This window comes from Thermosynechococcus sp. HY213 (assembly GCF_031460975.1).
GTDB lineage: Bacteria > Cyanobacteriota > Cyanobacteriia > Thermosynechococcales > Thermosynechococcaceae > Thermosynechococcus.
Genome location: NZ_JAVKVB010000008.1, coordinates 125,795 through 151,512, shown reverse-complemented (window position 1 = coordinate 151,512; position 25,718 = coordinate 125,795). Strand labels below are relative to the sequence as shown.

At 54.0% G+C, this 25,718-nt stretch carries 27 protein-coding genes; 17 read left to right on the top strand and 10 right to left on the bottom strand.

The features are described 5' to 3' along the window. Positions 1 to 18: 18 nt before the first annotated feature. The gene (gene clpB, locus RHK62_RS04835; RefSeq protein WP_310453358.1) at positions 19 to 2,634 is read right to left on the bottom strand and encodes an ATP-dependent chaperone ClpB; all 2,616 of its coding nucleotides are present in this window, start codon (positions 2,632 to 2,634) and stop codon (positions 19 to 21) included. A gap of 227 nt (positions 2,635 to 2,861) precedes the next feature. Here clpB and RHK62_RS04830 point away from each other — a divergent pair, with 227 nt between their 5' ends. Next, positions 2,862 to 3,440 carry a photosystem I assembly protein Ycf4 gene (locus tag RHK62_RS04830; RefSeq protein ID WP_310453357.1) on the top strand — a complete coding sequence of 193 codons (579 nt, stop codon included), beginning with the start codon at positions 2,862 to 2,864 and terminating at the stop codon, positions 3,438 to 3,440. Positions 3,441 to 3,442: 2 nt separating this feature from the next. On the opposite strand, the gene psbN is transcribed toward RHK62_RS04830, so the two are convergent. Next, positions 3,443 to 3,574, bottom strand: a complete 132-nt coding sequence (gene psbN, locus RHK62_RS04825; RefSeq protein ID WP_206201138.1) for a photosystem II reaction center protein PsbN — start codon at positions 3,572 to 3,574, stop codon at positions 3,443 to 3,445. Positions 3,575 to 3,660: 86 nt separating this feature from the next. Here psbN and psbH point away from each other — a divergent pair, with 86 nt between their 5' ends. The 5 genes from psbH to RHK62_RS04800 all read left to right on the top strand — a co-directional run bounded on the left by psbH (position 3,661) and on the right by RHK62_RS04800 (position 6,951). Beyond that, complete coding sequence (psbH, locus tag RHK62_RS04820; protein ID WP_149820192.1) at positions 3,661 to 3,861, top strand: photosystem II reaction center phosphoprotein PsbH; 201 nt, start codon at positions 3,661 to 3,663, stop codon at positions 3,859 to 3,861. A 3-nt stretch (positions 3,862 to 3,864) separates the two neighbouring features. Then, on the top strand, positions 3,865 to 4,098 hold the full coding sequence (locus RHK62_RS04815; protein ID WP_206201137.1) for a TatA/E family twin arginine-targeting protein translocase: 234 nt from the start codon (positions 3,865 to 3,867) through the stop codon (positions 4,096 to 4,098). A gap of 5 nt (positions 4,099 to 4,103) precedes the next feature. Further along, the gene (gene pth, locus RHK62_RS04810; protein ID WP_310453356.1) at positions 4,104 to 4,721 is read left to right on the top strand and encodes an aminoacyl-tRNA hydrolase; all 618 of its coding nucleotides are present in this window, start codon (positions 4,104 to 4,106) and stop codon (positions 4,719 to 4,721) included. 73 nt (positions 4,722 to 4,794) lie between these two features. Further along, entirely contained in the window at positions 4,795 to 6,012 is a 1,218-nt protein-coding gene (locus tag RHK62_RS04805; protein WP_206201135.1) for an ABC transporter permease, read from the top strand. Between the two features lie 120 nt (positions 6,013 to 6,132). Beyond that, positions 6,133 to 6,951 carry a carbohydrate ABC transporter permease gene (locus RHK62_RS04800; RefSeq protein WP_206201134.1) on the top strand — a complete coding sequence of 273 codons (819 nt, stop codon included), beginning with the start codon at positions 6,133 to 6,135 and terminating at the stop codon, positions 6,949 to 6,951. Here RHK62_RS04800 and RHK62_RS04795 read toward each other — a convergent pair. The 3 genes from RHK62_RS04795 to RHK62_RS04785 are packed head-to-tail and all read right to left on the bottom strand — an operon-like array spanning position 6,948 to position 10,493. Beyond that, positions 6,948 to 7,715 (bottom strand): TrkA family potassium uptake protein, encoded by a 768-nt coding sequence (locus RHK62_RS04795; protein ID WP_302676761.1) that lies wholly within the window; start codon positions 7,713 to 7,715, stop codon positions 6,948 to 6,950. The genes RHK62_RS04800 and RHK62_RS04795 overlap by 4 nt on opposite strands. Beyond that, positions 7,712 to 8,761 carry a potassium channel protein gene (locus RHK62_RS04790; protein ID WP_310453355.1) on the bottom strand — a complete coding sequence of 350 codons (1,050 nt, stop codon included), beginning with the start codon at positions 8,759 to 8,761 and terminating at the stop codon, positions 7,712 to 7,714. Before RHK62_RS04790 ends, RHK62_RS04795 begins: the two co-directional genes overlap by 4 nt. Before the next feature lie 4 nt (positions 8,762 to 8,765). Continuing rightward, positions 8,766 to 10,493, bottom strand: a complete 1,728-nt coding sequence (locus RHK62_RS04785; RefSeq protein ID WP_310453379.1) for a succinate dehydrogenase/fumarate reductase flavoprotein subunit — start codon at positions 10,491 to 10,493, stop codon at positions 8,766 to 8,768. A 227-nt stretch (positions 10,494 to 10,720) separates the two neighbouring features. Between RHK62_RS04785 and RHK62_RS04780 the strand changes: the two genes are divergently transcribed. From RHK62_RS04780 to RHK62_RS04730, 11 genes are all read left to right on the top strand, one after another. After that, positions 10,721 to 11,248 (top strand): GNAT family N-acetyltransferase, encoded by a 528-nt coding sequence (locus tag RHK62_RS04780; RefSeq protein WP_302676764.1) that lies wholly within the window; start codon positions 10,721 to 10,723, stop codon positions 11,246 to 11,248. Then, on the top strand, positions 11,214 to 12,587 hold the full coding sequence (dacB, locus tag RHK62_RS04775) for a D-alanyl-D-alanine carboxypeptidase/D-alanyl-D-alanine-endopeptidase (RefSeq protein ID WP_310453354.1): 1,374 nt from the start codon (positions 11,214 to 11,216) through the stop codon (positions 12,585 to 12,587). Before RHK62_RS04780 ends, dacB begins: the two co-directional genes overlap by 35 nt. A gap of 226 nt (positions 12,588 to 12,813) precedes the next feature. Continuing rightward, complete coding sequence (locus RHK62_RS04770) at positions 12,814 to 13,089, top strand: helix-turn-helix domain-containing protein (protein WP_310453353.1); 276 nt, start codon at positions 12,814 to 12,816, stop codon at positions 13,087 to 13,089. After that, positions 13,089 to 13,286 (top strand): hypothetical protein, encoded by a 198-nt coding sequence (locus tag RHK62_RS04765; RefSeq protein WP_310453352.1) that lies wholly within the window; start codon positions 13,089 to 13,091, stop codon positions 13,284 to 13,286. Before RHK62_RS04770 ends, RHK62_RS04765 begins: the two co-directional genes overlap by 1 nt. 515 nt (positions 13,287 to 13,801) lie before the next feature. Further along, positions 13,802 to 14,074 carry an RNA-binding protein gene (locus RHK62_RS04760; protein ID WP_149820749.1) on the top strand — a complete coding sequence of 91 codons (273 nt, stop codon included), beginning with the start codon at positions 13,802 to 13,804 and terminating at the stop codon, positions 14,072 to 14,074. 39 nt (positions 14,075 to 14,113) lie between these two features. Continuing rightward, entirely contained in the window at positions 14,114 to 14,665 is a 552-nt protein-coding gene (locus RHK62_RS04755) for a DUF3172 domain-containing protein (RefSeq protein ID WP_206201128.1), read from the top strand. 9 nt (positions 14,666 to 14,674) lie between these two features. After that, on the top strand, positions 14,675 to 15,478 hold the full coding sequence (locus RHK62_RS04750) for an MlaE family lipid ABC transporter permease subunit (RefSeq protein ID WP_206201127.1): 804 nt from the start codon (positions 14,675 to 14,677) through the stop codon (positions 15,476 to 15,478). An 11-nt stretch (positions 15,479 to 15,489) separates the two neighbouring features. Next, on the top strand, positions 15,490 to 15,870 hold the full coding sequence (locus tag RHK62_RS04745) for a DUF1818 family protein (protein WP_310453351.1): 381 nt from the start codon (positions 15,490 to 15,492) through the stop codon (positions 15,868 to 15,870). 30 nt (positions 15,871 to 15,900) lie between these two features. Next, complete coding sequence (locus RHK62_RS04740; protein WP_310453350.1) at positions 15,901 to 18,780, top strand: GAF domain-containing protein; 2,880 nt, start codon at positions 15,901 to 15,903, stop codon at positions 18,778 to 18,780. Continuing rightward, entirely contained in the window at positions 18,777 to 20,567 is a 1,791-nt protein-coding gene (feoB, locus tag RHK62_RS04735; RefSeq protein ID WP_302678887.1) for a ferrous iron transport protein B, read from the top strand. The genes RHK62_RS04740 and feoB overlap by 4 nt, the downstream gene beginning before the upstream one ends. After that, positions 20,558 to 21,328 (top strand): precorrin-2 C(20)-methyltransferase, encoded by a 771-nt coding sequence (locus tag RHK62_RS04730; protein WP_206201601.1) that lies wholly within the window; start codon positions 20,558 to 20,560, stop codon positions 21,326 to 21,328. Before feoB ends, RHK62_RS04730 begins: the two co-directional genes overlap by 10 nt. Positions 21,329 to 21,490: 162 nt before the next feature. Here RHK62_RS04730 and RHK62_RS04725 read toward each other — a convergent pair whose 3' ends face one another. The 5 genes from RHK62_RS04725 to RHK62_RS04705 form a co-directional block, all read right to left on the bottom strand. Beyond that, a complete protein-coding gene (locus RHK62_RS04725) occupies positions 21,491 to 21,946 on the bottom strand; it encodes an NUDIX domain-containing protein (protein WP_206201123.1) in 456 nt (151 codons plus the stop codon). Next, complete coding sequence (bcp, locus tag RHK62_RS04720) at positions 21,943 to 22,413, bottom strand: thioredoxin-dependent thiol peroxidase (RefSeq protein WP_286625685.1); 471 nt, start codon at positions 22,411 to 22,413, stop codon at positions 21,943 to 21,945. The genes RHK62_RS04725 and bcp overlap by 4 nt, the downstream gene beginning before the upstream one ends. 80 nt (positions 22,414 to 22,493) lie before the next feature. After that, complete coding sequence (locus RHK62_RS04715) at positions 22,494 to 23,618, bottom strand: hypothetical protein (protein WP_310453349.1); 1,125 nt, start codon at positions 23,616 to 23,618, stop codon at positions 22,494 to 22,496. A gap of 3 nt (positions 23,619 to 23,621) precedes the next feature. After that, on the bottom strand, positions 23,622 to 24,920 hold the full coding sequence (locus tag RHK62_RS04710; RefSeq protein ID WP_310453348.1) for a hypothetical protein: 1,299 nt from the start codon (positions 24,918 to 24,920) through the stop codon (positions 23,622 to 23,624). A gap of 130 nt (positions 24,921 to 25,050) precedes the next feature. Beyond that, the gene (locus tag RHK62_RS04705) at positions 25,051 to 25,644 is read right to left on the bottom strand and encodes a peroxiredoxin (RefSeq protein ID WP_310453347.1); all 594 of its coding nucleotides are present in this window, start codon (positions 25,642 to 25,644) and stop codon (positions 25,051 to 25,053) included. Between the last annotated feature and the right edge of the window lie 74 nt (positions 25,645 to 25,718).

Genomic DNA, 25,718 nt, shown 5'->3' with positions numbered 1-25,718 from the left:
AATCAGTTTCAATTGCACCTAAACGGTTACCAGTTCCGCTTGACGCTGGAAGCTGAGGCGTTCGTTCTCGCCCACATCCACCAGAATCGTGTCGCCATCGAAGAACTCGCCCCGCAGGATAGCTTTGGCAATCGGGGTTTCCAGTTGTTTCTGGATGGCACGTTTCAGCGGGCGGGCACCATAGACGGGGTCGTAACCCACTTCGGCCAAGAAGTCGATCGCCTTCTCTGTGAGGGACAAGGTAATGTGGCGATCGCTGAGGCGTTCCTGCAATCGCTGCACCTGCAAATGGACAATTTGCCGCAATTGATCCTTGCGCAGACTGTGGAAGATGATAAATTCATCCACACGGTTGAGGAACTCGGGGCGGAAGTGGGCACGCATCGCCTCCATGACGCGGCTGTACATTTCCGTGTAGCGGCTGTCATCGCCGGCCACATCAAGGATGTACTGAGAACCAATGTTGCTGGTCATGATGATGATGGTGTTCTTGAAGTCCACCGTCCGCCCTTGGGAGTCGGTGACGCGGCCATCATCGAGAATTTGCAGGAACACGTTGAAGACATCGGGATGGGCTTTTTCAATCTCATCGAAGAGAACCACGGCATAGGGACGGCGGCGAATGGCTTCTGTGAGTTGACCGCCTTCGTCATAGCCCACATAACCGGGGGGCGCCCCAATTAACCGCGATACGGCGTGTTTCTCCATGTACTCCGACATGTCAATCCGCACCATCGCCTCTTCGGTGTCGAACATGAAGGCCGCCAAGGCTTTGGCCAATTCCGTTTTACCGACACCCGTTGGCCCAAGGAAGATGAAGCTGGCAATGGGACGGTTGGGATCCGCTAGTCCGGCACGGGAGCGCTGAATGGCCTCCGCTACTGCGGTGACGGCCTCATCTTGACCGACAACCCGTTTATGCAGCTCTTCTTCGAGGTGCAGCAGTTTTTGGGCTTCCGACTCCACTAGTTTGCTGACAGGGATGCCCGTCCACTTGGAAATGATTTCGGCAATGTCGGCCTCGGTCACTTCATCCCGCAGCAGAGAGCGACCGCCCACTTGAATCTCCCGCAGTTTGGCTTCGGCTGCCGCCAGTTGTTTGTGGAGTTCTGTGAGTTTGCCGTACTTCAGTTCAGCGGCACGGTTGAGGTCGTAGTTGCGCTCCGCTTGCTGGATCTCGATGTTGACTTTTTCGATTTCTTCTTTGATGGCTTGGAGACGGTCAATGACCTCTTTTTCTGCTTGCCACTGGGCATTGAGGCGGCTTTGCTCTTCCTTGAGATCCGCTAGCTCTTTTTCCAGCTTCTCAAGGCGATCGCGCGAAGCTGCCGAGGTTTCTTTTTGCAAGGAGAGCCGCTCCATTTCCAGCTGCAGGATTTTGCGGTCAATCTCATCCAGTTCCTCCGGCTTGGAGGTAATCTCCATTTTCAGTTTCGCGGCGGCTTCATCGACCAAGTCAATGGCTTTATCGGGCAAGAAGCGATCGCTAATGTAGCGGGTTGAGAGCGTAGCTGCTGCCACCAAGGCGGTATCGGAAATTTTCACGCCATGGTGGATCTCATAGCGTTCCTTGAGACCCCGCAAGATGGAGATCGTGTCCTCAACGCTGGGCTGATCCACATAGACTTGCTGGAACCGCCGTTCCAGAGCTGCATCCTTTTCAATGTACTTGCGGTACTCATCAAGGGTGGTGGCACCAATACAGCGCAGTTCCCCCCGCGCCAACATCGGTTTGAGCAGGTTGCCGGCATCCATCGCCCCTTGGGTTGCCCCGGCACCAACGACAGTGTGGATTTCATCAATAAAGAGGATGATTTGGCCGTTGGAGTCGGTGACCTCCTTGAGAACTGCTTTGAGGCGCTCTTCAAATTCACCGCGATACTTGGCACCGGCAATCAAGGCACCCATGTCGAGAGCAATCAACTGGCGATCGCGCAGGGAATCAGGCACATCCCCCGCCACAATCCGCTGTGCCAAGCCTTCAGCAATGGCGGTTTTACCAACGCCGGGTTCACCAATGAGCACTGGGTTATTTTTGGTACGGCGGGAAAGAATCTGAATCACACGGCGAATTTCATCATCACGGCCAATGACGGGATCCAGTTTCCCTTGACGAGCCAAGAGCGTCAGATCACGGCCATATTTTTCCAGCGCCGCATATTTGCCCTCTGGATTTTGATCCGTCACTTTTTGGGAGCCGCGAATTTGCTGAATCGCTTCCCGTAGGGCTTTTTCGCTCAGGCCGACCTCCTGAAGAAGTTTTTTGCCAAAGCGATCGTCTTGGGCAAAGGCCAATACCAAGTGCTCAATCGAGATAAACTCATCGCCAAACTGTTTGCGTGCCTCTTCGGCGCGATCGAGGAGCTTGTCAAGGCTCTGTCCTAGATAGACGCCACTGGGATTACTGATTTTCGGCTGACGGTTAATGAATTCATCGGTGAGATCGCGAATGCGCTGCACCGAACAGCCAGCTTTTTGGAAAATTTGTGTCGCTAGACCCTCTTGCTCGAGCAGCGATTTCATCAGGTGTTCACTTTCGAGATTCTGGTGCTGTGCCTGCTTGGCTAGATCTGGTGTGCGGGCGATCGCAGCCCATGCTTTTTCGGTAAATTGATTTGGATTGGATGGTTGCATAGCTGACCCTTTGACCCCTTTTTCCAGTTTTTAACTATTTATATTGTATGAATTGCAAGAAAAACGCTTTTTCGGACTTCCCTACTCTACAGGTAGAATTAGCCACCCAAGAGTAGTTCTAGCCTAGCTTTTATGCAGAGGATTGTGGAGGCACAGAAATTCTTCCTTTAGGAATACCCCCAATTTCTCTTAATATGTAAAGTGCTTTAACTTTGGCAACGGAAGCTATGACGAACTCCCCTGTAACTGAGCCATCCCCGCGTCAAGAGTCGATTCTGCGCTATACGGTGCTGGGTTCCCGTCGCCCTAGTAACTACTTTTGGGCAACAGCGGTCTCCATTGGTGGCTTGGGTTTCTTTTTGGCCGGTCTTTCTAGCTATTTGCACCGCAACCTACTGCCCATTGGGAACCCAATTGATTTAGTCTTTATTCCCCAAGGCATTGCCATTGGCTTTTATGGGGTGGCGGCGCTGCTGTTGGCAACGTATCTGTGGCTGGCGATCGCTTGGGATATTGGCGGTGGCTTTAACGAGTTCAACAAAGAAACGGGCGTTGTCCGCATTTTCCGCTGGGGTTTTCCGGGGAAGAATCGCCGCATTGAGGTCAGCTGCCCCATCAGCGATGTCCAATCCGTGAGAATTATGATTAAAGAAGGGCTAAACCCGAAACGCGCCCTCTACCTTAAAATCAAAGGTCGCGGCGAAGTCCCCCTAACGCGCGTAGGTGCGCCCTTGCCGTTGGCAGAACTCGAAACCCAAGGCGCCACAATCGCCAGCTTTTTGGGTGTCCCCGTTGAGGGACTCTAGCTTTAGTCTTCGTGATCGTCAAAAGGATCCGCTAACTCCTTGGAAGGAGGGCCAAAGGAGAGGTAGATAGAGTAGCCGGTCACGCCAATGCAGATGGCAGCGAGAGCAATGCTAAGAACTGTTGCAGGTTCCATAGAAGCGTTCTCAATGGGAGCAAGATGTGCTTCTATAATATTACGAAACATTAAAACTCTGTTCATCTCGTTCAAAAAAGGGATTTATGGCACGACGGACTTGGCTAGGGGATCTCCTGCGCCCCTTGAACTCTGAATACGGTAAAGTCGCCCCCGGCTGGGGTACCACTCCCTTGATGGCGGTCTTTATGGGGCTGTTCCTTGTCTTTTTGCTGATTATTTTGCAAATCTACAACTCGACACTCATCCTCGATGGTGTTAACGTGAGTTGGAAAGCACTAGGATAACCCATGAACGTTTTTGGTATCGGTCTGCCGGAACTGATTGTGATTCTGGTGGTGGCGCTTTTAATCTTTGGCCCTAAAAAGCTGCCGGAAATTGGTCGCAGCCTTGGCAAAACCAAGCGTGCCTTTGAGGAAGCCTCCCGTGAATTCCAAGATGAAATGAAACGGCAGACCGCTGCCCTCGAACAGGAACAGCAGGCCAAGGCAGAATCGGAATCATCGCGGGAACCCTCTGCTTAGGTGGCATGGTTCTCCAACCCTGTGTGATTGTCGGCCTTGGGAATCCGGGGGCAGAGTATGCGACGACGCGCCACAATATTGGCTTTCGTGTCCTTGACGCCCTTGCCGATCGGTATAAGGTGCAGTTGACCCCGCAGCGGCGCTTCTTGGGAGAGGTGGCAGAGGTTCTGATTCATGGTCAAAAGGTACGCCTCCTCAAACCCACTACCTATATGAATAGTTCGGGGCAGTCTCTCCATGCCCTGCTGAATTTTTATAAGCTGCCCCTTGAGCGAACCCTTGTCGTCTATGATGATGCCGATTTGCCCTTGGGGCGGCTGCGCTTGCGCTTGAGTGGCTCGACGGGCGGACACAACGGCATTAAGTCAATTATTCAACACTGTCATTCGCAGCAGTTTCCCCGCCTCAAGGTGGGCATTGCCTTTGGCGATCGCCTGCAGCAACAAACCGGGCCGCGCAATGCTGTGCCCTTTGTTTTGGGACATTTTTCGGCTGCTGAACTCGCCATTTTACCTGCTGTGCTTGACCTTGCCGTGGATGCCATTGAGTTAAGTATTCAGTCTGGGGTGGAGGCAGCGATGAACCACTTCAACGGCAAAAGCATTCCCCTACCGCAATCCTGACCCCCCCACTAGAAGTCTGAGGAAAAAGAAGATCTCAAGTTAGATTAAAAACAGGTGTTTTCGGCGCAGAATCATGGACATTGCTGAAAGTGTGCGCATGGCGATCGCCACCCTCAAGGCCAATCGACTGCGTAGCGGCCTGACGATGCTGGGGATAATTATTGGCAACGCAGCGGTGATTGCCATGGTCGGCGTGGGTCAGGGGGCACAGCGCTATGCCGCCAGTCAGTTTGAATCCCTTGGTCCGAATACGCTTTTTATTGTGCCGGGGACGCCCCAAGCCCGCAACCGCACGTTTAATGTGCCGCAAACCCTTGTCCTTGAGGATGCTAAGGCGATCGCCACCCAAGTGCCCACCGTTAAGGAAGTGGCACCCCAAATTCAAGTGCAACAACGGGTTACCTATCGAGGGCGCAATACCAATGTCCTGATTGTGGGGACCACCCCCACCTTTCCTTCAGTGCGCAGTTTTACAGTGGCGCAGGGGCGCTTTATCTCCGATAAGGATGTGGAACGGCATCGCCGCGTCGTCATTTTAGGCTCGGATTTGGCGAGGAAGCTCTTTATTAACGAAAATCCTGTGGGTCAGCAGGTACGGATCAAGAATCTTTCCTTTGAAGTGATTGGCGTCATGGCCGAAAAGGGTGCTTTCCTTGGCAACAATCAGGATGAGGCCGCCTATATTCCCATTACGACGATGTCTTCCCGTATTGTGGGGCAGCGCTCCCCCTATGGGATTTCCCTAACCTTTATCTCGGTATCTGCCCGTGATGAACAGAGCATTGATGCGGCTAAGTTTCAGATTACCAACCTCCTGCGGCTGCGCCATCAAATTGTTGATGAGGACGATTTTACAATTCAAACCCAAAAGGAAGCTCTGCAAATCATTGGCAATATCAGCAATGCCTTGACCTTGATGTTGGCGGCGATCGCCGGCATTTCCCTGCTGGTGGGGGGGATTGGCATTATGAACATTATGCTGGTCTCGGTAACCGAACGCACCCAAGAAATTGGCCTGCGCAAGGCCATTGGTGCCACACAGCGGGATATACTGGCACAGTTTATGATTGAGGCGATGATCCTCTCGGCTCTCGGTGGCCTCATTGGCACGGGAGTGGGCGTAGGTGGTGTGATGCTAGTGGTGATGTTGACCCCCTTGGAGGCTGGGGTTGCTCCCGTTGCTGTGGCTCTTGCTGTGGGCGTTTCGGGCAGTATTGGCCTCTTCTTTGGGGTGGTTCCCGCTCAACGGGCGGCGCGGCTGGATCCGATTGTTGCCTTGCGCAGTGTCTAAAAGTACCCTTGGGAAATTACCGATGGAAACGACAACCCTAGACTGGATTGCTGGCGGCCTTGCGATCGCCATTGTCATTGGTGGCCTGTTGATGATGTTTACCAATCTTTGGACACGGCGATGACCTTGCGGCGAGGCTTGACCTACCTGCTGTTGGTGGCGATCGCGATCGTCATGCTGCTGCCTTTGGTGTGGCTCACCAGTACCGCCTTCAAGTCTGCCAATGAAGATATTTTTGCCTTTCCGCCCCGCTGGCTGCCGGCCGAACCAACCTGGGCGAATTTTGTTACGGTTTGGCAAACGAATCCCTTTGGCCAGTACCTGTTCAACAGTACACTGGTGGCAGTCTTAACGGTGGCCTGCAATCTCCTGACCTCGGCCTTAGCCGCCTATCCCTTGGCACGGCTGTCCTTTCGCGGACGTGAGGTGATCTTTACGGCCATTTTGGCCACGATCATGATTCCCTTTCAAATCATCATGATTCCCCTGTTTATTTTGGCGGTGCAGTTGGGGCTGCGGAATACCTATCTGGGAATGATTCTGCCGAGTTTGGCCTCTGCCTTTGGCATTTTTCTGTTGCGACAGGCCTTTATGGCGGTGCCCAAGGAACTAGAGGAAGCGGCTCGCCTCGATGGCTGCTCAGAATTGGGGCTGTGGTGGTTTGTGATGCTGCCGGCCATTCGCCCTGCCCTTGTTACCCTTGGCATTTTTGTGTTTATTGGTGCTTGGAGTGATTTTCTCTGGCCCCTGTTGGTCTTGGATCAGCCAGAACTTTATACCCTGCCCATTGGCGTGGTCACCTTGGCGGGGACGTTTTCTTTGGATTGGCGACTCATTGCCGCTGGCTCGGTGATTTCAATTGTGCCCGTGTTCATTGTGTTTATTTTCTTGCAACGATATATCATTCCCTCCCAAACCACTGCTGGCCTGAAGGGCTAGCTTCCTAGGCCGCGATAGCGAATTGGCTGGCGGTGGGCATATTGGCGAAAGAAGGTTTTAATTTCCGCTGCTCGGCCAAGGGCAATCAGGGTATCCCCCGGCCCTAGGGGCAAGGTTAAGGGGGGATGGGTCACCAAGGCACCGTTCTGATGGCGGAGAGCAACAATAATAAAGCGGCCTCGGCCTTTCGCTTCCACATCGGCGATCGCTAGCCCCACCAGCGAGGACTCCAAGGGCAGCGTAAACTCCTCAATCTGAAGATCGAGCTGGCTGAGTAGCTCAATCAAGTGACTGCGCTCATCCTTTTCCTCAAGAAAATCCAAGACTGTCGGGCGAGTAATGAGCTGCACCATGCGTTGGGCACTGATACTCGAGGGCAAGACCACATGATCGGCACCGGCAAAACGCAGTTTGGACTCTGTGGCTGGCAATTCACCATAGGCCAAAATTTGTAAGTTGGGATTGAGGCGACGGGCAATCAGGGTGATAAAGACATTACTGGCATCATCGGCCAAAACCGCCACTACAGTGCGAGCGCGATCCACCCCCACCGCCAACAGCTCATTTTCATCCATGAGATCGTCACCGCGATAGAAAAGGTGCCCTGACTGCTGGGCAAGCCGTAGTCGCTGCCGCTGGTTGTCAATCACGACAAAGGGGATTTGGGCAGCAGCCAAGTTCATCGCTAAGGTGCGACCAAGGGGACCATAGCCGCAAATGATGACGTGATCCTTAAGGTCAGCGAGATGAGCGGGGGTTGTCATTGGGAGTGGCGGGAGCGGGCAGTATATTTGCGAATGAGCTTGGGGGTATCTTGAGCATGCCCCAATAGAATCAATGTATCGCCCACTTCCACAAGGGGATTGGCGCGGGTCGGGAATAATTGGCCATCACTTTTGCGCAGGCCAACAATAATAAATGCCCCTTGGCCGCGTACCTCAAGTCCTGTCAAGCGCGTACCCACGTAGGGGTAATCGGCAGTAATCTCCAGTTCCTCAAGGTGAGCATCAATGTGGCTCAAGAGGTCGTTGAGGGTCTCGCGATCGCCCGTTTGCTCAAGAAAGTCAATGCGTGGCCGCCGAATCAGGTTAGTCATTTGAATGGCACCAATTTTTGTCGGCAAGACTACGTGATCCGCTCCTGCCATACGTAGCTTTGCTTCTGTGCTTGCCAAATTCGCCCGCGCCACAATCAGCAGGCTCGGATTCAGGGAGCGCGCTGTCAGCGTAATAAAGACATTGATCGTGTCATTGGGCAGCACCGTCGCTAGGGCGATCGCCCGCTCGATCCCCACCACGCGCAGCGTTTCTTCCTCCGCCGCACTCCCCAAATAGGCCAAATAGCCCAACTGTATCGCTAGATCAATGCGCTGTTCATTGACATCCAAAATCACAAAGGGGGTTTTTAATGCCGATAATTCCTGAGCCATTACCTGACCAATGCGGCCAAAGCCACAGACAATGACATGGCGGTTGAGTTTGTTGATGTCGCGGCTCGCCCGCTGAATATCCAGTAGGCGTTTGATCTCCCCTTCGGTAAACAGTTGCACCACCGCACCGATGGTATAAACCGTTGCTGCACTGCCGGCCACAATGATCAGCATGTTAAAGAAGCGTTGCGCCGGCGTAATCAGGGGTCGCACTTCACTGTAGCCAATGCCAAAGACGGTGATCACGTACATGTAAAGGGCATCGAGCCAGTTCCAGCCAAAACTGGTGTAGCCCACCACCGCCACCAACATGATCAGAACAAAGAGGGTGATGCCAATAATAAAACGGTTGAGGGCAGGGGTCGCAGGTAACCGTTGCATGGCTTTAATACTTGCGCTCTTGGGGGGGAAACATGGTGATGGTGACGGGCAGATAGTCAATCCTCATGCCGTCGCTGTGGTAGGTGGCTAGGGTGTGGCGTAGGAAGTTGACATCATCCCGCTGCGGATAGTCTTCACGGAAGTGGGCACCACGACTCTCTTGGCGAGCAAGGGCGCTGCTCAAAATCACTTCCGCAACCACGAGGATATTTGCTAACTCAAACGCCTCTAACAGCTCTGTGTTCCAGTAGCGCTGGCGATCGTCGAGACGAATCCGCGCATAGGCTGCTTTCAGCCGCTGCAATTCTTCCAAACCCCTCTGCATCAGAGCCGCGGTGCGAAATACGCCACAGTATTGGGTCATACAATCTTGAACCTGCTGCCGTAGTTGGGCAATGCGTAAATCCCCCGCTTGACTAAAGAGGTGCTGAATCTGTTGCTCCGCTGCCTGTAGATACGGCTGGGGGTCAAATTGGGGTTGGGGCAAGCTCGGTAAATCTTTGGCGATCGCCCCACCGGTACGGCGGCCATAGACCACACATTCTAGGAGGGAATTACTCCCCAAGCGATTGGCACCATGCACCGAGACACAGGCACATTCACCAGCGGCATAAAACCCGGTCACCAGTTCCGTGGCATTGGCACGCACCTGACCATTGACATTGACCGGAATCCCCCCCATTGAATAGTGCACCGTCGGACGTACAGGAATCGGCTCCACCACGGCATCTACCCCCGCCAAGCGATGGGCTTCCTCCCAACAGAAGGGAATGCGACTCATGATTGTTTCGCGACCCAAGTGGCGGACATCGAGATAAACAAAAGGCCCGCCGGCTGAGCCATCACTGTGGCTGCCGCGCCCTTCGCGAATTTCGATGGCGATCGCCCGCGAGGTAATATCACGGGGAGCCAGTTCCATGCGACTGGGGGCATAGCGTGCCATAAAGCGTTCTCCCTCGGCATTGACCAAATAAGCCCCTTCACCGCGCACCGCCTCAGAAATCAAAACCCCCGCTGGATACAACCCCGTGGGGTGAAATTGGACAAACTCCATATCCTCAAGGGGCAAGCCTGCCCGTGCCGTCATCGCTAAGCCATCCCCCGTGGAGGCAAAATCATTAGAGGTGGTATTAAAGACGCGACCATAGCCCCCTGTGGCAAAAAGAATGGCAGGTGCCCGCAGAATGTCCAGTTGACCCGTTTCAATGTGGTAGGCAACGACCCCCTTGGCCTGCTGATCCTCGACAATCAGCCGCAGCACATACCACTCACTAAAAAAGGTGACGTTGTATTTCAGGAGATTGCAGTAGAGTTCGTGGAGAATGGCATGACCAGTTTTGTCGGCTGCATAGCAAGTGCGCTGGTGCGTGTGACCACCAAAGGGACGTTGGGCAATGCGGCCATCGGGCAGGCGAGAGAAGAGCACCCCCAAATGCTCAAGGTCAATCACCACATCGGGCGCTTCTTGGGCAAGAATGGCGACGGCATCCTGATCCGCAAGAAAGTCTGACCCCTTGACGGTATCAAAGGCATGGCTTTCCCAAGAGTCTTCGCTGTCGACATTTTTCAGCGTAGCGGCAATGCCCCCTTGGGCAGCAACGGAATGGGAACGAATGGGATGGGTTTTGGACACAAGGGCAATCGGGGTCTCTGGGGCCAGGCGGCAAATTTCCAAAGCAGCACGACAGCCTGCTAAGCCACCACCGACAATCACAACGCCAAAGTCTTGCATCGTCCGTTTGTCCAGCATCTTTTCCTATACTAAGTTGGCGCTTAAGAGAGCAGCGGCGGCAGCAAAGATGAAACAAAGATAAAAACAGTAGCAAAATGATCTTGCGAGCCTCACGCTGAATCGTTAGAGTGGCAGTACAGTTCTTTTGGGGGCACAGCGGTTTCGATGCTTTTGTGCGTGTTCTCTCTCTGTGAAAAGGACTGTAATTTTATGGGAGGCAGCTGTCCTTGAGTGCATTTTTTCTTCACTATGGGGATTGTGGGGTGCGCCATTGGTGCGATCGCGATCGCGCAGCGGTCATGCACCTCATTGCTAATGTCCTCAGTGAGTTTGGCCTTTCTTGGCAACCCGAAGGCGCCGATGCCGATGTGGTTCACGTTGAAGATTACTACCACCGCCGGGGCGGACAATTTTGGGTGGTGGAGCGAGCCTCGGAAGTTGTGGGCACGATCGCCTTCTATCCCATTCAGCGGGGCGAAGCGGCTGTCGAAATTCGCAAAATGTATCTCCATCCCCGCGTACGCGGCCAAGGCCTAGGGACATTTCTCCTGCACCATCTGGAGGTAGCCATTGCAGCGGCCGGCTACCGCAAAATCTGGATTGAAACGGCCTCAATCATGACTACAGCCGTCCATTTGTACGAAAAGGCGGGCTATCAGCCGGCGACGGGTGTGGAAACGCAGCGTTGCGATCGCGTCTATGTCAAGGATCTAGTGCCCCATGGCATGGCTTCGATGGCTTCTGCCCCCTGCTAGTTTGATTGTCCTGGTGGTTTCACCTGCCGCCTTCGGTCTCTGCCGCCAAGACTTGGCTCGTGCCCTGCAACAGGAAATTCAAAATCCCCAATGGCAACGGGGTCAATGGGGCATGGTGGTGCGGGATTTAACCACGGGGGATCTTCTCTACGACTACCAAGGGGAAAAGCTCTTTCTGGTGGCCTCGAATGTCAAGCTAACGACAGTGGCTGCCGCCTTAGACTATTGGGGAGCTAATCATTTCTTTGAGACCACCCTCAGCGCGCGATCGCCCGACAGGACAACCCTGCGTCTTCAGGGCAGTTTTGACCCCAGTTTCAGCAGCCAAGACCTGCAACAAATGGCACTCCGCCTTAGCCAACAGGGCATTCGCCAGATTCCAATCTTGGAAATCGGCGGTGTAACTCCTGTGAGGATGGAACCCACATGGGCGATCGAAGACCTGACGATGGGCTATGCAGCGGTAGTGACGCGCTTTAGTCTCAATCAAAATGCCCTGAACCTAGAGGTCATACCACAACAGTTGGGGCAACCCTTAGCACTACGGCAGCCGCAGACTCATTTTCGAGTGGTCAATGAGACCCGCACCGTGACCCCCTCTGAGCCAGAATTTCTGGAAAGTGAGGTGCGCGGCCAGCAGATCATTGTGCGGGGTCAACTCCACATTGGCAGTGAACCGGCAAAACTGCGCATTCCTCTCAGTGAGTCGATCCCCTATCTTCAACAACAGGTGCAGCGGGCCTTTGCCCAAGCCGGTATTCAAGTGCAGCAAATTCGCCTTGTGGAAACAGCAGAGCCGTTACCCAATGTGTTGGTGCGCCATGCCTCACCCCCCCTAGAAGCGTTAATTTTGCCGGTTCTCCAAGAGAGTGACAATTTCTATGCAGAAATGCTCCTTACGGCTCTGGAGGCAGCACAACCCGGCTATCGCCAACGCTATCTAGAGCGCATCGGTGTCCAAGCAGCGGTTTTAGTAGATGGTTCGGGACTCTCGCGGCAAAATTGGCTGACGCCCAATGGTTTAGTCACGCTGCTGCAACATATAACGCAAACAAAGGATGCCTCGCTGTGGCGGCGATCGCTCCCCCTTGCCGGACGATCCGGCACCCTGCGACAGCGCTTTCGTGATACAGCGGCTCAGGATCGTGTCTGGGCGAAAACCGGCACATTGCGGGGGGTGGTTGCCCTAGCGGGCTACGTGGAACCGTTGCAGGATCGCCCTTTCGTCTTTAGTCTTGTGGTCAATCAAGGGGGGGAGGCCACGGCTCAACTCCGTGCTGGTTTGGATCGCATAGTTGTTTTGCTGGCGCAATCGCAGAACTGTCCTCACCGCCCATAGAAAAACCCCACATCCATTCAGTAGCTCGAACTACAGCCCGAGACAGGTTCAAAACTGCGAGAGCGGGAGAGGATCGCGTACCCGTCACGTGTCTCATATTCTAAAAAAGGGTTGTATTTATTGATTCTGCTAATACCAGCTCTTTGTAACATTGAGCTTAATAAATAGGTCTTAAACGAGGCAATTGTCTATCCTAAAACTGAAGTCATCCCAGTAGGAGACCTTCATGGCTCGCCCGCTCGTCCTCACAATTACAGAAAGCTCTGAAGAACTGCAGCGGCGCCTACAACATGAAACCAATGCCCGACAGCAGGAACGCTTGCAGATGCTCTACTGGCTGAAGCAAGGACTTGTCCACAGCTGCCCACAAATTGCCCAATTGCTCCATTGCAACGAGTCCAGCATTACTCGCTGGCTGAACGCCTATCGCCAAGGAGGACTCCAGCAGTTATTGGCAGTCAAGACGCCCCCGGAGCCGCCCGCATCATCCCCCCAACAGTGATGGCACAGTTGCAGGAACGCCTACAAGACCCCAGCGGGTTTGACAGTTACAAGGCTATTGTGCAGTGGCTACGACAGGAGCATCAGCTTGAGGTCGCCTACCCGACGGTGCATCGCATTGTGCGCAATGTTGTGCCTGTGTTTGCCTTCGAGGTCAATCCCATGGAGCGGTTGTGGCAACATCTGCGAGCAGCATGAGCATGGCAGTCCTTCGAAACCCTAGAAGCCGTGCGTCAAAACCTGCAAGCTGTATTGTTACAACTGATGGCGGCAGTGATTCGTTCTTTGACGGGCTGGTTCATTCTCATTTAATCCACTTCCCCGGAGAGAAGCAAGAGTACCTTGAATATAGCCTCTCCCAGAGCGGATTGCAACCCCCTGTTCCGAGGGATCCCTTGCGAGGGGGGTGAAATTATTTTCTACAAGACCACTGAAAATACTCAAATCCTCTCCTAGAGAGACTCCGGTGGATTCCACGAGAGAATGGGCTTGGCGGCAATTTGCTGAATCTGTCGGACGCGGCTCAAACCCTGTGCAAAGGGCTGTAGGTGACATTAAGGGAGGAATTAATTTCTTTTTAACCTTGGTATATTTTGGGGCTGATAGAAAACGTTAATTTTCTTTGCAAGGTGTTGGGTTCTGTAGTCTGGATCGCATGGGTAAGGGAAAGCGAGAGGCTATGATGATTGTCAAATTGCTTCTGAGTTCGGGTTATGACACTGTACATCGGCAACCTCTCCTATGAGGCGACAGAAAACGATCTTCGCGAAGTTTTTGAAAAATATGGTGCTATTCGCCGGATTGTGTTGCCGGTGGATCGAGAAACAGGCAAACGGCGTGGCTTTGCTTTTGTCGAACTGGTGGATGAAACTCAGGAGGCCGCTGCCATTGATGATCTCGACGGTGCAACATGGCTAGGACGGGTGCTCAAGGTCAACAAGGCGAAGCCAAAACAAGCAGGGGGGCAGTCAAACCCTGCCTTCTAAGGGCATACTGGTAGGGAAGTGCTGTTCACTCTTCCTGCTATGCCTCGACGTTCGCCATCCCCACCGCGTCCGCGTCCCCAAACTCGTCGGCCTCCCCAGCCAGAATCGAAGTCACCAGTGAATACCCGCACTCTGGCGGTGTTGGGAGGGGTCTTTATTATTGGCGTTGGTGTGGGTGTCACCTTTAGCAAAACCACCACCCTCAATCCTGACAACGTGGCCTCAACGCAGTTTATTGATCAGGCGGCGCCCAATCCTGATATTTGCGTGCAATTTGGTGCGAGCGCGATCGCGGTGGATACGCGGATTTTTGTCACTTTTAACCCCTTTTCGGTCTTTGTTTCCCAACCGGTGATGCAACCGGGCTGTGTGCTGCGTGCCAATAACGTTGCCCTGCTAGAACAGCGACAACTCATTACCGGTGAGCAATTGCGCAGTTGTCGGCAGCGGCTGAATACCTTTGGCTATGTGGGCAACCTTGAAGCCAATCCTGAAATCAGCTGTGTTTATCAGAGCACAACGGATAAAAACCTCTTCCTCAAACTCTCAGGCTTGGGTAATGGTGCTGCGGGTGAAACCGGTAATTTCTAGGGCGCAACAATGAAGGCGAGGAAGTGGCCACGGCTGCGCTGGCGTGCAAGTCAGGGCATACAACGCTTGGGCACAGCCTTTCTCTTGGCGGGTCAAGTCACCTATCATTTGCTGCGGGGGCGGATTCCGCTGCGCAACTCGATCGAGCAAATGGCCTTGGTGGGGCCTGCCTCCCTCAGTGTTGCCCTAATTACAGCAGCCTTTGTGGGCATGGTGTTTACGATTCAGGTCGCCCGTGAATTTATTACCTTTGGTGCCACCTCTGCGGTGGGTGGGGTGCTGGCGATCGCCCTAGCGCGGGAACTGGGGCCGGTGCTGACAGCGGTGGTACTCGCCGGGCGAGTTGGCTCTGCCTTTGCGGCTGAAATTGGCACCATGAAAGTCACTGAGCAAATTGACGCCCTCTATATGCTGGGCACGGATCCGGTGGATTATCTGGTGGTGCCACGGTTTATTGCCTGCGTGCTGATGTTGCCGATTCTCAATATCTTGGCACTCGTAACGGGGCTGTGGGGTGGGCTAGTGATTGCCGATTATCTCTACGGCATTCCCCGTGGGGTCTATATTGAGTCCATTCAGAACTTTCTGCAAACTTGGGATCTGTGGAGTTCAATTATCAAGTCAGGCATTTTTGGCGGTGTGGTGGCCATCATTGGCTGCAATTGGGGCATTACAACTACAGGGGGCGCCAAGGGGGTCGGTCAATCCACTACGGCGGCTGTGGTGATCTCGCTATTGGCGATCTTTATTCTCAACTTTTTCCTGTCTTGGGCCCTCTTTGGCGGCAGCAGTAGCCTCGTACCCACGTTTTAGAGGGCTAGTCTGTGGAACTGCGGGTGGGGCAAGGCTGGCGGGTGGGCTGGCGCAATGATCAATTCTATGCCGCTCTGGTGGGCGCTGAGGATTGGGCCACGGAACTTACTGCCGCAGAATTCAAGGCATTTGTGGATTTATTTCGCCAACTCCACGGGCAGCTTTTGGCGATCGCCCCCGAATTGATGGCAGAGGAAATGATTACCCTCAGTGGCGGCAACGATGCTGTGCATTTGGAATTGGAGGGCTATCCCCATGCCTATAGCCTGCATCTGATTGTGTTGGGCGATCGCCGGGTTGAGGGGACATGGCCTGCCCCTGTGCCCCCAGACTTTCTCCTTGCCTGCTGTGAGTTGCAGCACAGGATTGCGGAGGGGCAAAGTTTAGAATAGAAGACATCCTTCTCGGTTGCGATCGCCCCTATGACCTCTGTCAAATCCTCGAAGGTCAGCCCCGCTTTGGCGGCACTGGTTAACACCATTAAGCAACTGCAACAGCAAGAGCAAATTGGTGGACTCATTGCTCCCTTGGTGAGCTTTGTCCAAGAAATCCTCGGCATGTCCTTTGCTTGGTTGGGACTATACAATGAAGCCGCCAAACAACTCATTGGCCAAGGGGGAACCACGCCCGTTGGCGATCATCCTTTTCTGAAGCAGAAATTGACCCTTGCCGCCGGTAGTCTTCTCGATCAGGTGTTGATCAACCGCAAGCCGATTAGTTTGCCCAGTCTCAAGGAGGAACCCCGCCTAGGCGAGTTACGAGAAGCCGCCACCCGTTTGGGCATTCAAGGCACGGCCATCTATCCCATTGTCCGCCATCGTCAACCCCTCGGCATTCTCATGATCGGTTCTACCACTTGGGGCGATACCCTGCGGGGCGATGATTTGGCCCACATGAGCTTACTGGTGAGTGCCCTTGGGGCGGAATTGGAACGCTTGACCGCGGCAAAACCAGCCCCTGAAACCAAGCAAGCGGCGGCGCCCACAATGACGAGTAATGATCCAGTGCGCCATCTCCTCCAAGAGGCCAGCCGTGCCCCTAGCTTGGGTCAACGCATTGAAGCCCTGTTGCTGGCAGTGCACCAATTCTGTCAACCTCAACGTACCAGCCTCTTTTGGCGAGATTTGGAGCAACCCCTCTATCGGCGGCGCAGTTACACCGTTGGTAAACCCCAGAGCCGCGAGAGCCAGCGGCAACCCTTAGCGATTACACAGCAGGAGTTAGCAGGTTGTTATACTGCCCTTGCCAGCGGCCAAACCGTGAGTGTCAGCGATAGTCAAAGTGTGGTCAGTGCTACCGCACCCTTACGGTTAATGCAAATGCTGAATTGCCGTGCCCTTGTGGCAACCCCGATTCTGGTGGGCACGGATGTCGTGGGCTTTCTCACATTCGAGCGCAGTGAGCCTTACCCTTGGAATGACAATGAAAAGAAACTCCTCCAAGTCACCGCAGAGCTATTGGCCTTGGCAGCCCCCACTGAACGCCTTGAACACCTCTTGGCACAGACCCAGCAGGCCCAAAGCTTGGTGAGTGAGTTGGCGCAAGCCATCTGTGATGAACAGGACTGGAAGCAAGTGCTCCACCATGCGGGCGAAAGGTTAGCGGCAGATTTAGGGGCACAGTGGGTCTTTTTGTTAAGCTACAACTCCCTGACCCAAGTCTTTGATGTCCTGTTTCAGTATCCGGCGCCCCGGGGGCGCGATCGCCATCCGCCCTTCCCGCCCTTACAAAAAATGGATTGGCAACTTCTGGAAACGGCAACCACAGCCATTGCCCTTGAGGACTATAGCCATGAACTGCGCCTCTACTCTTGGAAAGAGGTTCTCGACAAGCTGCATATCCAGTCCCTTGTGGTAGCAACCACCACCCCCGGCCATTCTTTGGAAGCACTGCTGTTAGTGGGGCGCACTGAACCAACGGCTTGGGGCAAAAGTCAGCAAACCCTTGTACAGGAGGTGGCGCGTACCCTTGGCCTCATTAGCCATCAGTGGCAACTGCAAAACACCAATACGCAGCAGGAGCAAGTGCGATCGGCGATGCTGGCGGGGTTAACGGCACTGCAACGCACCCAAAACTTGGAGCGCATTGAACTGACGGGCTTACAGCAGCTCATGAACTTAATGCAGGTACCCCTTGTGGCCTTAGTGACTTGGCGACCTGGTCAGACGGTTGGCTCGATTGTGGCACCGCCCCCTAGCCATCCCAAATTTGCGATTCGCAATGACGCGGAAATTGCCATCTATGAGGATCCGCTGATCCACAGTGCCCTGATGGCCTCCCAAGCCGATGTCACCAGTAATCCCTACACTTGGTTGATTCAAACCACAGCAGCAGAACTAGATCCGCGTACGCGGGAATGGCTCTCAGGGCCAGACATTGGTCAAATTTTGGCGATCGCCCTACGCACTGATCCCGAATACGAACCTTCAGGGGTTCTCATTGTCGCTGATCGTCGCGATCGCCAGTGGTCAACCTTGCACCTAGAGGCCTTCATTACCCTTGTCAACCATTTGGCTTGGGCACACCGCAGTACTTCCCTCATTCAAATGCTCACCCAAGGTTGGCAAACCCTTGAAACCCTCAACTGGTACAAGCACCGTCGCCTTGAACAGGTCTATGGTCAACTTGCGAGTCTCTGCCATCAGCTGATGCAATCGGTTCAGCAACACCCTGAGGCGGCTCCCCTGCTGCGGCGGTTGGGCACGCTCCTGCAAACCCAGTTGGAATCCCTCCATCCCCTCTTGAGCCATGAGGTATGGCAACTGGACAAAACGACTGACACAGCAGGCCTAGCGGTGCTCCTCAAGCGAGTGATGGATCGCATCGAAAATTGGAAGCAGCGCAAACAACTGTGGATTCAAGTTCACAATCAACCTGTCCTCACCCTCAATGGTGACATTAGCAAGCTGGAGTTAATCCTTTATGAGTTGTTGCTTTTTGCCTGCCAGCGATCGCCCTCCCAAGGCCGCATTGACATCTGGTGCCAACAAATTGAAGGCATGGGTCAGGGGGGCAAAATGCAGTCTTGGCTGGAACTATCAATCACCGACAATGGGGAAATAGAGCCACAGTTACTCATTAAACTGCACCAACTCGAACATCTCGACTGGCTTGCTCCCTCCAGCCTTGATCAGCCCCCCGGACGACACCTCAAAGTCTGCTTTAACCTGTGTCAACGCCTAGGCTATAACCTCGATATGTATAAATTGGAGGATGGCCGTTTCCTGAGTCGTCTGCTCATTCCCCTGAATAGTGGCGACACGGGTACCTTTGAATTGCAATCCTCACAGCCGCGCCAATGACCCCAAGCACGATCGCCCTTCTTGGCCTCCCGAACACGGGTAAATCCACATTTTTCAATCGCATTGCCGCTGCCCGTGCCCATGTAGGCAACTGGCCGGGGATTACGGTGGATCTAATAGAAGCAGAGATCTCCCTCAATGGGGAAATGGTTAAACTGGTGGATTTGCCGGGCATCTACGATCTGGCGGGGACGGCTGCCGATGAAACCCTTGTGCGTGAGTTTTTCCAACGGGTGCCGGTGCGGCTGGTGTTGGTGATTCTCAATGCCAGTCAGATTCAGCATCAATTGCGCTTAGCCCTGCAGGTGAAGGCTTGGGGACTACCAATGGTGGTGCTCCTGAATATGGCCGATGAAGCGCGGCAACTGGGGATTCAGATTGATACCGAGAAATTGAGCGATCGCCTTGGGGTGCCGGTGGTGGCCCTCAGTGCCAAATATGGTGGCGGCTATTGGGAGGCCTATGAAACAATTTGCCATGCCCTCAAAGAGGCACCCGTTCCCCAAGCCCCGCTCTTCAAGCCAACGTTGCCAGAAATTGAACCGGGGGCGATCGCGCCCCTATTGGCGGGCACCGTTACTTTCCCCAGTCGCACCGTTCGCAGACTAACAGAACAGTTGGATCACTGGTTGCTACACCCTTTGTGGGGACTGCCCCTCTTTTTTGCGGGGCTATACCTTGTCTTTCAAGTGGTATGGGTGCTAGGGCTGGGGGTTCAAGGCTGGCTCAGTGATGCGTTTGAGACCTTTCAGGGACAGGTGCTGGCACCATTCCTCGCGGGGCTGCCCCCCTTGCTCAGCAGTTTGCTCATTGAGGGCATCTATGGCGGTATGACCACGGTGGCAGCGTTTGTGCCCTTAGTCACCATCTTCTTTATTGTGATGGCGATCGTTGAGGATAGTGGCTACCTTGCCCGTGCCGCCTACCTGATGGATGGCCTGATGGCACGCTTGGGTTTAGATGGACGCAGTTTCGTCCTCAGCTTGATGGGCTTTGGCTGCAATGTCCCCGCCCTGATGGCCACCCGCATTATTCGCTCGCCGGGGCTGCGGCTACTGACGATGCTGATCATTCCCTTTTCCCTCTGCTCAGCGCGGCTACAGGTGTTTGTCTTTCTCATTGCCTGTTTGTTTCCCCCGCAGTGGGGGGCAGTCGTCCTGCTGTCTCTCTATGGCTGGAGTATTCTGGCGGCCTTGCTCACTGCCCTCTGTTTTCAGGGCTATTTCCCGAATACGGATCCCTTTTTGCTGGAGTTGCCCCCCTATCGCTGGCCGACGGGGCGACAGGTGATTCTGCGGGCCTGGGGCGAGGTGCAGCATTTTCTCTCGCGAGCCACGGGCTTCATTATGATAGGTGTCTTGGTGGTGTGGGCATTGACCCATTTACCCCTGAATGCAACGCCCTCAAGTCCAGAAACGTGGGCGGGTCAACTGGGGATAGCGCTACAGCCGCTTTTGGCACCGGTGGGCATTACACCTGCCCTGACGATCGCCCTGATTGTCGGCTTTGTGGCCAAGGAGATTGTGATTGGTGCGTTGGCGGTGATCTATCACCTTTCGGGTACCTCGTTACAGCAGGCGATCGCCCAAGATTTAACGCCCCTACAGGCCTACAGCTTTATGCTTTTTACTCTCCTGTACACCCCCTGCTTGAGCACCCTTGCCACCCTCTGGAGTGAATCGAAACGCGGGCAGTTTACGATTTTTGCGACCCTCTATGCCTTGGTGATGGCGTGGGTGGTGAGTGGCAGTGTCTATCAACTGGGGCACTGGTGGGGATGGGGCTAATGGCCACCCTTTGCGGCATTGGCGTAGGGCCGGGGGATCCTGAACTCATTACCCTCAAGGGTTGGCGACGCCTACAGCACGCAAGGGTGATTGCCTTTCCGGCGGGACTACAGGGACGGCGCGGCATTGCCGAGGAGATCATTTCCCCCTACAAAGACCCCCAGCAAATGTATCTGCCCCTCGAATTCCCCTATGTTCTTGCAGAAGATGTCTTAGAACAAGCATGGCAAAAGGCGGCAGAGCAAGTCTATGCCTATCTCGCTCAAGGCATTGATGTGGTCTTTGTCTCTGAGGGGGATGTCAGTTTCTACAGTACGTTTTCCTATCTGGCGGCAGCCGTCCAGAGCCTTGACCCCCATATTGCGATTGAAGTGATTCCGGGAATTTGCTCGCCTTTGGCCGCAGCGGCTAGCTTAGGGGTGCCCCTGACCTTGGGGAGCGATCGCCTAGCGATTTTGCCAGCAATGTACCACGGGGATGACCTCGAGCGGGTGTGGGCATGGGCGGAGGTGGTGGTTTTAATGAAGGTGCGATCGGTCTATGGCCACGTCTGGCATTGGCTCAAGGAACACCACCTCTTGGAACAGGCGGCAGTGGTGAGCTGGGCAACAACCCCTCAACAGCAAATCTACACCCCCCTGACGAACTATCCAGAGTTAACCCTGCCCTACTTTTCGCTGCTCATTGTTTGGCAGCGGCGCCCCATCTTGCAGAATTTCGCGAGTGCTGAAGTCAATCCTATGTACAACAGTACCCAATGATTCTTTATCGGTGCTACGGGGGTGGGCGTCTCCTCACGATAGATCAAGTGGTGTGAATTCTCTTAGCGTGTCTCTGTACCTTCATTTGCATTAGTAGCCGTTTGTTCCACTAAACGAAAGTGCGATATCGTTAAATAAGACTTAACAATCTAGCTTTGGTGTTCATGTCAATCCTAGATGTCCACTCAAATAGTCCTGTAACTGTTGGGCATGGTCGTGGGCGAGATCGGCTAAGGGGAGGTCACTGAGGGGAAAGGCTTGTACTGCACGCACTTCCTTGACATCCAAAACCTGCGGCTCACCGACAACGCGGGCAGCGATCGCGATACACACGGCATGAACACGGGGATCTCGCTTTGGGTCAGAGTAAACCCCCACTAAGCCTTCAAAGCTCTTGAGGCGCAATCCTGTTTCTTCCGCGAGTTCGCGAGCGCCGGTATCGAGAATCGTTTCTCCCCAATCCATCATGCCCCCCGGCAGCGACCATTGACCCGTATCGCGGCGTTGGATCAAAATCAGGCGATCGCCCGCTGTCAAGGCAATCACCGACACCGCCACAAAGGGATGCCGCCAAAATCGCTTTAGGAAAAAACGGACAACTCGCCAAAACCAATTCACGCTTGTAGCTGCTCCAGATCCGCCAGCACTTGCGCCACATGGGCATCGGGCTTCACCCGCCGATAAATAGCCGCAATTTTGCCCGTGGGATCGATGAGAAATGTATCCCGATAAACACCGAGATATTCCTTGCCCATGAACTTTTTCGGGCCATAGCTACCGTAGGCTTGGGCAACGCTGGTGTCCACATCGGCCAGCAGGCGAAAGGGCAAGTTAAGCTTTTGCTGAAATTTGGCGTGGGAGGCGACACTATCGGGGCTAATGCCTAGGATAACGACGTTGCGATCACCCAAGGTGGCACTGACATCGCGGTAAGCACAGGCTTCTTTGGTGCAGCCGGGGGTATTGTCACGGGGATAAAAGTAGAGAATCACCCACTGACCTTGAAAGTCAGCCAAACGCACCCGCTCACCCGTAGCATCCGCCAGTTCAAAGGAAGGGGCGATCGCCCCAACGGTCAGGGACATTTCTGAGCAATTTCCAATGGTTGGCCATATCTATCTTCCCCCAGTTTGGCTCCTGCTGTGGTGGCCAAGGGGTGTAGCCTTTAGCCCTCAGAGATAAAGAGGCGAATGAACAGGTACAGCATGAGCTGGCGATAACGATAGAGCAGGAAGGCGATCGCCGGTGTCAGAACCACAAAAAAGCCGTAGAGGCCAACCACCGTTGCTAAATCGGTGTGCAGAAAATCGCGAGCCAAGCGAACAAAATCGTGATCAATGCCCCCTTTGCCCATCAGGTACATCTCTCGAAACACAGGATTAAACTGCAACTGCCAAGCAAAGCGCATATTAAAAAACACAATGAAAAACCCCACCATACCGTAGAGGGGACGTTCAATGGGATAGCGGCAGCCCCAACCACTGAGGGCACGGTAGAGAAAAATGACGGCAAAAATGAGTTCAAAGCCATGCCCCATCGCTACAAAGAGCATTTCATGGACTGGACTAAAGGCCACAAGGGTATAAAGCAGCGTAAAGACCCCAAGGCAAATAAGGGTCAGCCGATTGTGACGGTAGAAATAGGCCAAGGCCAGCAATCCCGTATAAATAAGCAGGATGATGCCGCCCGCGCGATCGCCATGGAGAGTGACGCCACCACCGTAGCGAAAATCAAAGGCGGGAACCGCTGGATAGCCAAAGAGCCACGCCATTACTGCATGACCCATTTCGTGGACAAGGGTAATCAGCGGACTGAGCAAAAACGTCACCTGCTCTGACGTAAGAAGAAGGAGTGATAGACCCAACCCCGCCGCGATCACTTGCCAATCTTTAGTGCTGAGGGGTTGGACAGGAATGCCAAACTCTTCCTTGCGAGGAGGAGAAGGGAGGGAGAGAGTCTGACGTAGATGCTCCCCCTTGGCAAGGCGTTGTAACTCATGGCGACTGGTGAGATCAAGCACCGCTTCCCAGAGTTCATGGCTGTCTTGGCAAACCGTGATCAGGATGCTGCTGTGGGCATAGCTTGGCCAGTGGATCAGTTCGCGAGCGAGTAGTGTGAGCACAATTGCAGCCGGGACACTCGTTGGACACTGCAGGCGCAACAAGAGACATTCGCGCCGCTGGCTCGCTGTGACCCCTATCCCCTTGGGGGCAAGTGCCGCTTCTAGGAGGGCTTGAATGGCCTCGAGATCTCCTGTGGCAGCCGCTGGGCGCAGGGAGGAGCGGGTCATGATCTACTCCGATTCCAGTCGGCGTAACCATTCGCGATCGATGGCTTCCGATTGGGCGAGTTCCTGCTCCACTAAATCTTGATCGGAGCGATAGATGACATCCTGTTCACGGATTTGCCGCTGCTGGGCATAGGCTTGAGCTGCCCGTACTTTGGCACGCAACTGCGGTGTGGGATTGGCCAGAATATTGGCGTAGTGGTAGCGGCGGGCATTGCGATCGCGAATGCGTTGATTTTGCCACAGTAACCAGTAGTACCGCCCCAAGGGAATACCCAAAAAGCCAATACCATAGCCCAGCAAAATCCAAAAGATGGAGGCCACAAAGGCCACCAGCCCCCCCAGTTCTTGGGCGATCGCCCCATCTCCCAAGAGGTACCACAGCATCAGCGCCCCGATCAGATTGACACAGCCCAAGCCAATGGCCACCATAATTTGCCAAGCGGGTGCCCGACTAAAGCGCCAGCGGTGCTCTTCCAAGATGGGGGGAAGCGTCTGCCGTTGACCTTTGCGAGTTTGAGCCGTCGTTTGTAACTCAGGAAAGCGATAGATAATCTGCCCTGTCTCTGTGACTTCGGGGCGACCGTTAAAGTGGGTGAGCACCGGCAGCATATACCACTCATCATCCCCCGGATCTGTTTCTAAATCGAGATAGGGGGCAATTTGCTCTGCCGTGACTGCCCCGCCATTGTTGCGGATCACTTGGCCAATGAGTTGCCAGCGGCGTTCTTCGAGGTCGGCATTGGGATTGCCATCGCCAAAGAGGAAAGAATAGACCCCCTCAAAGAAGTTCATTTCCTCGTCATTGTCCTGTGACCGGGGGCGCGATCGCTGGGGAGAAGGATCGCCAAAGAAATACCAAAAGTCGGGAAAGACCCAAACATTGATGCCACCGCCCCCCCAAGAGCTGCCTTGGCCGCGATCCTCACCATCTCGCCCTTGACTAGAAAGGGCAATCAAAATGATGGCGATCGCCAGAAAAATCAGAACTATCGAAACAATGAGAAAAATGCCAAAGGAAATGCGAATCAGATAGAAAACAACACCCCAAACCCGCTGCGCCACCGCCCGCAGTCGCAGTTGCCAGTATTTTGCTTGCAGGATACTGCGAAAATTTCTTGGGAAGACGTAGGCAATATCGCCACTTTCGGCCACTTGTAGCGTGCCGCCAACATCGGCAGCTAAGGCCATTAATCCTTTTTCAGCCGTTTGCAGTGGTAATCCCACCGTACCCGCCACATCCCCTGCGGTCACTCGGTACCCCAGTGTTTCTACAGCTTGCATTAGGCGGCGATCGACCGTCATGTTTGCCTCCCTTTTCGGCAAAAGGCCTCCTGTTCCACCCTAACGTTTTCCTACGGGTCTTGGCGAGACAAAAAAGAACCCACCCCAAGGGCAGGTTCACAGCACGGATCAGTCTGAGACAGAGGGGCGATTAGCCCACCGCTTCAAAATACACTTTGGATTTGACAGGATCAGGGTTCATCGTTTTGTCGCCGGGTTGCCAGCCCGCAGGGCAGACTTCGTCGGGGTGAGCTTGGACGTATTGAATCGCTTGTAGCACCCGCAGGGTCTCATCAACGTTGCGGCCAAAGGCCAAGTTATTGATCGTTGCGTGTTGGATGATCCCTTCTTTGTCAATGATGAAGAGACCCCGCAGTGCCACCCCTTCCTCGGTCAGCACGTTGTAGGCGGTGCTGATTTCTTTTTTCAGGTCAGACACGAGGGGATATTTGAGATCGCCCACACCACCAGCTTTGCGATCCATTTGCGTCCACGCCAAGTGGGAGAACTGGCTATCCACAGACACGCCAAGGATTTCGGTGTTCAGTTTGGCGAATTCATCGTAGCGATCGCTAAAAGCAACAATTTCTGTGGGGCAAACAAACGTGAAGTCCAAGGGATAGAAGAACAAAACAACGTATTTACCGCGATAGTCCGAGAGCTTGACGGTTTTGAACTCTTGATCATAGACAGCAACTGCTTCAAAATCAGGGGCAGGTTGACCCACGCGCAGACAGTCAGACATAGCAAACCTCGTACTTTTAGCAACGACCAATTAACAGGGCTGTTTACATTTTTTAACAGCTATGCCTACTATAT

Bases quoted from the DNA above. Each gene is read 5' to 3' on its own strand.
- RHK62_RS04800 (WP_206201134.1), top strand. From the start codon at position 6,133: ATGACCTTGCGGCGAGGCTTGACCTACCTGCTGTTGGTGGCGATCGCG.
- RHK62_RS04715 (WP_310453349.1), bottom strand. From the start codon at position 23,618: ATGACCCGCTCCTCCCTGCGCCCAGCGGCTGCCACAGGAGATCTCGAG.
- RHK62_RS04705 (WP_310453347.1), bottom strand. From the start codon at position 25,644: ATGTCTGACTGTCTGCGCGTGGGTCAACCTGCCCCTGATTTTGAAGCA.
- psbN (WP_206201138.1), bottom strand. From the start codon at position 3,574: ATGGAACCTGCAACAGTTCTTAGCATTGCTCTCGCTGCCATCTGCATT.
- psbH (WP_149820192.1), top strand. From the start codon at position 3,661: ATGGCACGACGGACTTGGCTAGGGGATCTCCTGCGCCCCTTGAACTCT.
- clpB (WP_310453358.1), bottom strand. From the start codon at position 2,634: ATGCAACCATCCAATCCAAATCAATTTACCGAAAAAGCATGGGCTGCG.
- dacB (WP_310453354.1), top strand. From the start codon at position 11,214: ATGGCATGGCTTCGATGGCTTCTGCCCCCTGCTAGTTTGATTGTCCTG.
- RHK62_RS04760 (WP_149820749.1), top strand. From the start codon at position 13,802: ATGACACTGTACATCGGCAACCTCTCCTATGAGGCGACAGAAAACGAT.
- RHK62_RS04785 (WP_310453379.1), bottom strand. From the start codon at position 10,493: ATGCAAGACTTTGGCGTTGTGATTGTCGGTGGTGGCTTAGCAGGCTGT.
- pth (WP_310453356.1), top strand. From the start codon at position 4,104: ATGGTTCTCCAACCCTGTGTGATTGTCGGCCTTGGGAATCCGGGGGCA.
- RHK62_RS04765 (WP_310453352.1), top strand. From the start codon at position 13,089: ATGGCACAGTTGCAGGAACGCCTACAAGACCCCAGCGGGTTTGACAGT.
- RHK62_RS04830 (WP_310453357.1), top strand. From the start codon at position 2,862: ATGACGAACTCCCCTGTAACTGAGCCATCCCCGCGTCAAGAGTCGATT.
- RHK62_RS04750 (WP_206201127.1), top strand. From the start codon at position 14,675: ATGAAGGCGAGGAAGTGGCCACGGCTGCGCTGGCGTGCAAGTCAGGGC.
- RHK62_RS04805 (WP_206201135.1), top strand. From the start codon at position 4,795: ATGGACATTGCTGAAAGTGTGCGCATGGCGATCGCCACCCTCAAGGCC.
- RHK62_RS04790 (WP_310453355.1), bottom strand. From the start codon at position 8,761: ATGCAACGGTTACCTGCGACCCCTGCCCTCAACCGTTTTATTATTGGC.
- RHK62_RS04755 (WP_206201128.1), top strand. From the start codon at position 14,114: ATGCCTCGACGTTCGCCATCCCCACCGCGTCCGCGTCCCCAAACTCGT.
- RHK62_RS04710 (WP_310453348.1), bottom strand. From the start codon at position 24,920: ATGACGGTCGATCGCCGCCTAATGCAAGCTGTAGAAACACTGGGGTAC.
- RHK62_RS04740 (WP_310453350.1), top strand. From the start codon at position 15,901: ATGACCTCTGTCAAATCCTCGAAGGTCAGCCCCGCTTTGGCGGCACTG.
- bcp (WP_286625685.1), bottom strand. From the start codon at position 22,413: ATGTCCCTGACCGTTGGGGCGATCGCCCCTTCCTTTGAACTGGCGGAT.
- RHK62_RS04815 (WP_206201137.1), top strand. From the start codon at position 3,865: ATGAACGTTTTTGGTATCGGTCTGCCGGAACTGATTGTGATTCTGGTG.
- feoB (WP_302678887.1), top strand. From the start codon at position 18,777: ATGACCCCAAGCACGATCGCCCTTCTTGGCCTCCCGAACACGGGTAAA.
- RHK62_RS04795 (WP_302676761.1), bottom strand. From the start codon at position 7,715: ATGACAACCCCCGCTCATCTCGCTGACCTTAAGGATCACGTCATCATT.
- RHK62_RS04730 (WP_206201601.1), top strand. From the start codon at position 20,558: ATGGGGCTAATGGCCACCCTTTGCGGCATTGGCGTAGGGCCGGGGGAT.
- RHK62_RS04770 (WP_310453353.1), top strand. From the start codon at position 12,814: ATGGCTCGCCCGCTCGTCCTCACAATTACAGAAAGCTCTGAAGAACTG.